This is a genomic window from Cellulomonas sp. APG4 (assembly GCF_009996735.1).
Lineage (GTDB): Bacteria > Actinomycetota > Actinomycetes > Actinomycetales > Cellulomonadaceae > Actinotalea.
Map to the genome: position 1 here is coordinate 234,193 of NZ_JAACYI010000003.1, position 8,702 is coordinate 242,894.

Sequence of the window (8,702 nt, forward strand, 5' to 3'; positions counted from 1 at the left end):
TGCGTCACGCCGGGGCGCTACGACCCCGCCGGGCACGACGCGTGCACGGCGAGCCCAGCGGGGTCGGCGGCGAGCACGACGTCCCCGCACTCGTGGGTGCTCAGGACGAGGGCGCCGACCCGCGCGTAGAGGTCCACCGCCTGCGGTGACGGGTGCCCGTAGTCGTTGTCGGCGCCGGCACTCACGAGCGCCACCCGTGGGGAGAGCCACTCCGCGAGCGCGGCCGACTGCCGCGCCGAGCCGTGGTGCGCGACCTTCACGATCTCCGCGGGTGTCGCGCGGCCCCGCGCGGTGAGCGCGGCGAGCAGCCGCTCCTGGGCCGGCGGCTCGAGGTCCCCCAGCGCGAGGACGCGCACGTCCCCGAGGTCGAGCAGCACGACGACGCTCGCGTCGTTCACGTCGCCCGACGACGCTGCGGGCACGCGCGCCGACGGCGGTCCGAGCACCTCCCAGCCCACGTCCCCCGCACGCCCCGCGCCGAGGACCGGCAGGCGCCCCGCCGGACCACCCGGATCCCCTACCGTGCTCGCGTCTGCGCCGGTGGCGAGCCCGACGGCCACCGGCACGCCCGACGCGCGCAGCGCCGCGACGTCGGCAGCGCCGTTCCCGTCGACCGCGACCGGGCTGACGACCACCTGGCGCACCTGCCGTCCGGCGACGGCGGCCCGGAGGCCGCCCACGTGGTCGGCGTGCGGGTGGGTGAGGACGAGCAGGTCGAGGGTCCGTACGCCGAGCGCGTCGAGGCAGCGCCCGACCGAGTCGTCCGGCCCGGTGTCCACGAGCACGGCCGACGACGGACCCGAGCGCACCACCAGCGCGTCGCCCTGCCCGACGTCGCACGCGACCACGTCCCACCCCGCGACCGGTCGTCCCGCGACGGCCCCACGCAACGGGAGGAGCACCAGGCAGAGCGCGACGACGCAGGCACCCACCCGCGCGGTGCGCGCGGCCCGACCACCGCGCGGCGCGAGCACACCGGCGAGGAGCACCGCGGTGGCCGAGCCCAGCAGCACCGCTCCCCCGGCACCCTCGGGCCACGGGACCGAGGCACCCGGGAGGCCCGCGAGACCTCGGGCCACGAGCGCGATCCACGCGGTCGCCCACGAGGCGCACCATGCGACGACGGCGGCGACCCCCGGCGCCCACGGCGCGACGAGCGTCGCCGCGACACCCAGCACCGTGGCGGGGACGAGCGCCGGGCCCGCGAGGAGGTTGGCCGGCACCGCGTAGGTCAGCAGGGCCGGCTCGAGCAGCACGAGGACGGGCGCGCACACCAGCTGGGCGGCGGCCGGGACGGCGACCGCGAGCGCCCCCGCCCGCGGGACGGTGCCCTCGACGCGTCGCACGAGCGCGGGTGCCAGGAGCACGATCGCGGCTGTCGCGAGCACCGACAGGACGAAGCCGTACTCGCGCGACAGCCAGGGGTCGCACACGAGCAGGACGACGACGGCGGTCCCGAGTGCGGCGACCGAGCGGGCGGGGCGGCCCAGCACGAGCGCGAAGGTCGTGACACCACCCATCACCGCGGCGCGCAGCACGCTCGGCTCGGGATGGACGAGCAGCACGAACCCGCCCATGACGGCCGCGGTGACCACGGCCCGCAGCGGCGCGGGCCAACGGAGCAGCGCGGTCAGCCCGAGCGTGACCACCGCGATCACCGAGAAGTGCCCGCCGGAGACCGCCGTGATGTGCGTGAGGCCGGTGACGCGCATGTCCTCCGCGAGATCCGCCGGGAGCCGACGGGTGTCGCCGATCGCCGCCCCGGGGACGAGCCCGCGGGCGTCGGGGGTCAGGTGCTCCGTCGCCGCCAGGAGAGCGCTGCGCAGCCGGTGCACGCGCGCATTGGCGCCCTGCGGTGCCTTCTCGACGACGACGACGTGCGCCACGACGAGCGCGGCCGCGCGGTCGGCGGCGTCCGTCGGCACGAGCCGGCCGCTCACGCGGACGCGGCTGCCCCACGCCGGGGCCTCGGGTGGCTCGACGCCGTCACCGCCAGGACCGGTACCGGGGCCCCGATCGCCGTCGGCGCCGCGTGCCCCTTCGACGACGGGCGCGAGCACCACGACCCTCAGGGGACCGACCGCAGCGCGCCCCCGGGCCTCCAGGCCTTCCACGACGAGCTCGAAGCGCACCTGCACGGCCCGGCCGGGCCGGGGCGTCACGAGGACGGGCTCGGAACGCACCACCCCGGTCAGGGTCGCGACCGCCCCCGCGCGCACGTCGGCGTCCACGGCGTCGCGCGGGCCGGCCTGGACGGCGTACGACGTCAGCACCACGGCCGTCGTCGCGAGCACCAGGCCGACCACCGGCGCGCCACCCCACCGCCACGCCCGGGCGAGCAGGACGAGCGCGCTCACGGCCGCGAGCGCGGCCGTGACGTACGTCCACCGTGCGGACGCACCGAGCACGAGGCCCGCGACCAGCCAGGCGGCCGCCGCGGGAGCCACCGTGCGCAGGTCGAGGCCGTCGCTCACCCCGCGCGCACCAGGTCGCGCACGTCGGCGAGGAGCGCAGGCCCGATCCCGCTGACCTCGACGAGCTCGTCGACCGAGCTGAAGCGTCCGTTCTGCTCACGCCACGCGACGATGCGCTCCGCCAGGACGGGGCCCACGCCCGGCAGCCCGTCGAGCGCCTCCGCGTCGGCCGAGTTCAGGTCGAGCGGACCGACCTCTCCCCCGCCGACGGTCGGCACGGCGGACGCCACCTCCTCGCCCTCGGCGGGCACCACGACCTGCTCCCCGTCGACGACGGGACGTGCGAGGTTCACCCCGGCGAGCACCGCGGCCGGGGTGACACCACCGGCCGCCTCGATCGCGTCGGCCACCCGCGCGCCGTCGGGCAGCTCGACCAGGCCGGGCGCCGTCACCTCGCCGACGACGTGGACCACCACCGGCGGACCGGACCGCCCCTCGTGGTCCTCCACCGGTGGCGCGCCGTCGTCGGTCCCCTGGGCGTCGCCCTCCGTCGCGACGCCCGCACCCTCGGTCCCACCGTCCCGCTCAGGCGCGGCCGAGTTCGTCGCGCTACCTGCGTCCGGGAGGACCACGGCCGGCGCCTCTCCTCCCGGCAGGCCCCCGACACCCACGACCACGAGGCCGAGCAGGACCACGAGGCCGAGAGCCGCCGTGACGGCGACACGGCGGCTCGGAAGCCAGCGCCGGTCGTCGACGCGCGGCGCGCCGACGGCGTGCTCGAGTCCGAGCGGGTGGCCGTGCGCGGCGGTGTAGGTGCTCATGGCGGCGGTGAGGGCACGGGCGCGCAGGCCGGTGCCGGCGGTCTGCCGCCCTGTGACGGCCGGCTCGGTCACCGGCGACGTGTCCGGTACGCGCGCGACGCCGGGCCCCCCGTGAGGTGCGAGGTCCCCGAGCCGACGGGCGACCGTGGGTTCTGGTCGTGGCACGCACCGACGCTAGGGCGACGGGCGACGGCGGATCGCCGGGGGCCGCGCCTCCTGGGGACCCAGGCTGCGGGCCGGGCCTGTGGAGGCCCGGCGGTTCACGCGTCCGCGGTCACCACCGCGAGCAGACCCGGACCCACGTGCGCGCCGATGACGGCGCTCACCTCGACCTCGTGCACCGCGCGCACGGGCAGTCCGGCGGCCGTGATCCGCTCAGCGACGTCGGCGGCGAGCTCAGGAGCACCGAGATGGTGCACCGCGACCTCGGACGGCCCTCGGCGTGCCAGGTCCTCGAGCACCAGCTCGACCACACGTGCCCGGGCCCGACCCGAGGTGCGGACCTTCTCGACGAGCTCGAGCCGCCCGTGCCGCACGCCGAGGACCGGCCGCAGGCCGAGGACCGATCCGACAGCGGCGGCCACCGGGCCGAGCCTCCCGCCCCGGCGCAGGTGCTCGAGGGAGTCGACCGCGAAGAGCACCCGGCTGCCGGCGGCGCGGCGCTCGGCGGCCCGAGCGGCCGCGGCTCCCGTGCCCTCGGTGCGCGCCGCCGCGAGCGCGGCGAGGCCGAGGCCCATGCCGACCGTCCCCGAGTCCACGACGTGCACGGGCACGCCGGACCCCTGGGCCGCCGTGCGCGCCGAGGTCACGGTGCCCGAGAGCTCGGCCGAGAGGTGGACGGACACGATCTCGCGGGCCCCGCGCGCCGCGACGCGTGCGTACGCCCGCGCGAAGGCCTCCGGCCCCGGCTGCGACGTGGTGACGCGCTCCCCCGCGCGGAGCGCCGCGACCAGCCTCGCGGGGCTCAGGTCGACGCCTTCACGGTGCGCGACACCCCCGATCACCACCTGCAGGGGGACGACGACGATCTCTGCCGCCTCCGCGAGGGCGGCGGGCAGCGACGCGGTCGAGTCGGTGACGACCGCGCACCGTGAGCTCGCCGCCATCGCCGTCACCGACCCTCAGACGGGAACCACGTTGACGAGCCTGGGTGCCCGCACGACGACCGTGCGCACGTCGCGCCCGGCGAGGGCGCGCTGGACCCCGGCCGTCGCGAGCGCGAGCTCGCGCAGCTCGTCCTCGCCCACGCCGGGCGAGACCTCGAGGCGGTCACGCACCTTGCCCTGCACCTGGACCACGCAGGTCACGGTCTCCTCGACGAGGTAGGCCGGGTCCGCCTCGGGGTAGGGCTCGTAGGCGAGCGAGCCGTCGTGGCCGAGCTTGCGCCAGAGCTCCTCCGCGATGTGCGGCGCGAGCGGCGCGACCATCAGCACGAGCGTCTCGACCGCGGCGCGCGGCACCTCCGGCAGCGAGGTGAGGTGGTTGTTGAGCACGATGAGCTTCGCGATCGCGGTGTTGAACCGCATCGCGTCCATCTCGGTCCGCACCTCGGCCACCGTGCGGTGGACGACGCGCTGGGTCGCGTCGTCGGGCGCGGCGTCGACCACCGTGACCTCGCCCGTGGTCTCGTCCACGACGTTGCGCCACAGCCGCTGCAGGAAGCGCTGGGACCCGACGACGGCGCGGGTCTCCCACGGCCGGGACAGGTCCAGCGGGCCCATCGACATCTCGTAGACGCGCAGCGTGTCGGCACCGTACGCCGCGTACATCTCGTCCGGGCTCACGACGTTCTTGAGGGACTTGCCGATCTTCCCGTACTCGCGGAAGACCTCCTCCCCGCGCCACGTCCACCCGCTCGCGACGGACTCGTCCTCCTCGACCTCGGCGGCAGGCACGTACTGCCCGCGTGCATCCGTCCAGGCGTAGGCCTGGATGTAGCCCTGGTTGAAGAGGCGGCGGAACGGCTCGATGCTCGTGACGTGGCCCAGGTCGTAGAGGACCTTGTGCCAGAAGCGCGCGTAGAGCAGGTGCAGCACGGCGTGCTCGACGCCGCCCACGTACAGGTCGACGCCACCCGTGGGACCGGCCGCGTCGTCGTGCCCGGGGCCCATCCAGTACCGCTCGAGCTCGGGGTCCACCAGGACGTCACGCTCGGACGGGTCGAGGTAGTTCAGGTAGTACCAGCACGAGCCGGCCCAGTTGGGCATCGTGTTCGTGTCGCGACGGTAGGTTCGCGGACCGTCGCCCAGGTCCAGCGTGACCTCGACCCACTCGGTGTTGCGGCCGAGCGGCGGCTCGGGCGTCGAGTGCACGTCGTCGGGCTCGAACGTGCGCGGCGAGTAGTCCGGCACCTCGGGCAGGTCGACCGGCAGAAGCTCCTCGGGCACGGCGATGGGCCGGTCGTGCTCGTCGTAGACGATCGGGAACGGCTCGCCCCAGTAGCGCTGGCGGCTGAAGAGCCAGTCGCGCAGCCGGTACGTGACGGTCCCCGTGCCGACGCCCTTGGCCTCGAGCCAGGTGGTGATCGCGGCCTTCGCCGACGCCACGTCCATGCCGTCGAGACTGATCTCGTCGTTCGACGAGTTGACCACCAGACCGTCGCCGGTCCAGGCCCCGCCCTCGAATCCCTCGGGCGGCGCGACGGTGTGCACCACGGGCAGCCCGAACGCCTCCGCGAACGCGTAGTCGCGCTCGTCGCCCCCGGGCACCGCCATGATCGCGCCCGTGCCGTAGCCCATGAGCACGTAGTCGGCGGTGAACACCGGGACGAGGCGGCCGTCGACGGGGTTCGTCGCGAGATGGCCGGTGAAGACGCCCGTCTTGCGGCCCGCGTCGGCCTGACGCTCGACGGCGGACTTGGCCGCCGCCTCGGCGCGGTAGGCGGCGACGGCGGCGGTCGGGCTCTCGTGCCCGCCCGTCCAGTCGGAGTGCGTGCCGTCGGGCCACTCGGTCGGCACCTCGTCGAGCAGCGGGTGCTCGGGGGCGACGACCATGAACGTCGCGCCGAACAGCGTGTCCGGCCGCGTGGTGAAGACCTCGACCTCGCTGCCGCCGATCACCTCGAAGACGACGTTCGCACCCTCCGAGCGACCGATCCAGTTGCGCTGCATCGCGCGCACCTTCTCCGGCCAGTCGATCAGGTCCAGGTCGTCCGCCAGGCGGTCCGCGTACGCCGTGATGCGCATGTTCCACTGACGCAGGTTGCGCTTGAACACCGGGTAGTTGCCGCGCTCGGAGCGGCCGTCGACCGTGACCTCCTCGTTCGCGAGGACCGTCCCCAGGCCGGGGCACCAGTTCACCGGCGTCTCGGAGATGTACGCGAGCCTCTGCTCGTCGACGACCCGACGACGCTCGACGTCGTCGAGCTCGGCCCACGGCCGCCCGTCGGGCGTGGGCCGCGAACCCGAGGCGTACGCCTCGACGAGCTCGCTCACAGGCCGCGCGGCACCCCGCCCGCCGTCGGGCCGCACCGCGTCGGGGTCGTACCACGAGCCGAAGACCTGCAGGAAGATCCACTGCGTCCAGCGCACGTAGGCGCTGTCGGTGGTCGCGAACGTGCGACGGCCGTCGTGCGCGAGGCCGAGACGGCGCAGCTGGCGCTGCATCGTGGTGATGTTCTCGTCGGTCGTCTTGCGCGGGTGCTGACCTGTCTGGACCGCGTACTGCTCGGCGGGCAGGCCGAACGCGTCGAAGCCCAGGGCGTGCAGCACGTTGTGGCCCTGCATGCGCCGGTGCCGGCCCACGACGTCGGTCGCGATGTAGCCCAGGGGGTGCCCGATGTGCAGCCCCGCACCCGAGGGGTACGGGAACATGTCCATGAGGAAGAACGACGGCGCCTTCGGGTCCGCGTGCCGCCCGTCCGCCCCGGTGAGCGGACCGCTGGGGTTGGGCGCGTGGAACGTGCCCTGCTCCTCCCACGCGTCCTGCCACCGCTGCTCGATCTCGGCCGCGAGGGCCGCCGTGTAGCGGAAGGGGGTGGCGGGCGCCGTCGAGGCACCCTCACCCGTGGGCGACGGTCCGGTGGAGGTGTCCTGCGTGTGCACCAGCCCAGGCTACCGGCGCGCGGGGGCCGGTCCGCGCGCACGTCCCACGCCCGGCGTCACCGCGCGGAGCGGTACTCCGCGGTGATCGGGCACTGGAACGGGTCGCGCGCCGCGAGACCCACCCGGTTGAGGTAGCGGATCACGATGCCGTAGGACTGCAGCAGCGTGGTCTCGGTGTAGCGGATGCCGCGCGCCTCGCAGAACTCGCGGACGATCGGCTGCACGCGGCGCAGGTGGGGACGGGCCATGTTCGGGAACAGGTGGTGCTCGACCTGGAAGTTGAGCCCGCCGGTGAACGACTCGACGAACCGTCCGCCGCGCACGTTGCGGCTCATGAGCACCTGACGCCGCAGGAAGTCGATCCGGGCGTCCTTGGGGACGATCGGCATGCCCTTGTGGTTGGGCGCGAAGACCGCGCCCATGTAGAGGCCGAAGAGCCCGAGCTGGACCCCGAGGAACGCGAGGGCCATCCCCACGGGCATGAGCCAGAACACGAGCGCGAGGTAGCCGCCGAGCCGGAGCGTGACGAAGGCGATCTCGATCGGACGGCGCTTGACCTCACCGCGCCCGAAGATGGTGCGCACGCCCGAGACGTGCAGGTTGAGGCCCTCGAGCAGCAGCATGGGGAAGAACAGCCATCCCTGGCGCTGGGTGACCCAGCCGATCACGCCGGTGCGAGCCTTGGGCAGGTCCTCGGTCGAGAAGACGAGGGCGCCGGTCTTGATGTCCGGGTCCGCACCCACCTGGTTCGGCTTGGCGTGGTGACGGCTGTGCTTGTGCTGCCACCAGCCGTAGCTCATGCCGGCGTAGAGGTTGGCGATGACGAGGCTCGCCCAGTCGTTCCAGCGCCCCGACGCGAAGATCTGCCGGTGGGCCGCGTCATGGCCCAGGAACATCACCTGCCCGAGGACGACGGCGAGCGCTGCGGCGATGAGCAGCTGCCACCACGAGGCGCCGACGAGGACCATGGCCGTGCCGAGCCCGGCGAGCAGACCCGTGAGCAGGACGAAGCGGGTCCAGTAGTAGCCGTAGCGGCGCCGCATGAGCCCGGCCTCCTGCACCGTGCGCGTCAGGGCGGTGAACTCGCTCACCTGGCGTTCGCGTGGCGCCCCGCCGGCGCGGGGCGTGGAGACGGTCGTGGTCGCGGCGTCGCTCATACGGTGTCCTGTCGTGCGGGCGGTCGGGAGACGCGGTGCCGGCGGCAGCACATCGGGCTCGGAGAACCTACGGCAGCGTAACCTGCGGTCGCCCGCCTGCCCACCCCTCGCGCGCGTCCTGCCCCGTGCGCGCTCCCCCGCGTGTCCCCCGCCGCGCGGTCACTAGGCTCGGGCCATGGCTCCCGACGACGACGTCCCGGCCGATCTCGCGACCGCACGCGCCCGTGCCGAGGCCGCGGCCGCGCGCGCGGCGGCCGCCGCAGCCGC

The 8,702-nt window shown here is 74.9% G+C and carries 5 protein-coding genes; all 5 read right to left on the reverse strand.

The window, feature by feature from the left end; genetic code table 11:
- Positions 1 to 17 precede the first annotated feature (17 nt).
- Positions 18 to 2,474, reverse strand: a complete 2,457-nt coding sequence (locus GXB85_RS04475) for a ComEC/Rec2 family competence protein (RefSeq protein ID WP_161916437.1) — start codon at positions 2,472 to 2,474, stop codon at positions 18 to 20.
- Positions 2,471 to 3,400: a helix-hairpin-helix domain-containing protein gene (locus tag GXB85_RS04480; protein WP_370524000.1), complete on the reverse strand. Its 930-nt coding sequence runs from the start codon at positions 3,398 to 3,400 to the stop codon at positions 2,471 to 2,473. The genes GXB85_RS04475 and GXB85_RS04480 overlap by 4 nt, the downstream gene beginning before the upstream one ends.
- A gap of 95 nt (positions 3,401 to 3,495) precedes the next feature.
- Positions 3,496 to 4,341, reverse strand: a complete 846-nt coding sequence (locus GXB85_RS04485) for a DegV family protein (RefSeq protein WP_161916438.1) — start codon at positions 4,339 to 4,341, stop codon at positions 3,496 to 3,498.
- A 15-nt stretch (positions 4,342 to 4,356) separates the two neighbouring features.
- Positions 4,357 to 7,278 (reverse strand): leucine--tRNA ligase, encoded by a 2,922-nt coding sequence (gene leuS / locus GXB85_RS04490; RefSeq protein ID WP_161916439.1) that lies wholly within the window; start codon positions 7,276 to 7,278, stop codon positions 4,357 to 4,359.
- Between the two features lie 56 nt (positions 7,279 to 7,334).
- Entirely contained in the window at positions 7,335 to 8,435 is a 1,101-nt protein-coding gene (locus tag GXB85_RS04495) for an acyl-CoA desaturase (RefSeq protein ID WP_161916440.1), read from the reverse strand.
- Between the last annotated feature and the right edge of the window lie 267 nt (positions 8,436 to 8,702).

Bases quoted from the DNA above. Each gene is read 5' to 3' on its own strand.
- GXB85_RS04485 (WP_161916438.1), bottom strand. From the start codon at position 4,341: ATGGCGGCGAGCTCACGGTGCGCGGTCGTCACCGACTCGACCGCGTCG.
- GXB85_RS04495 (WP_161916440.1), bottom strand. From the start codon at position 8,435: ATGAGCGACGCCGCGACCACGACCGTCTCCACGCCCCGCGCCGGCGGG.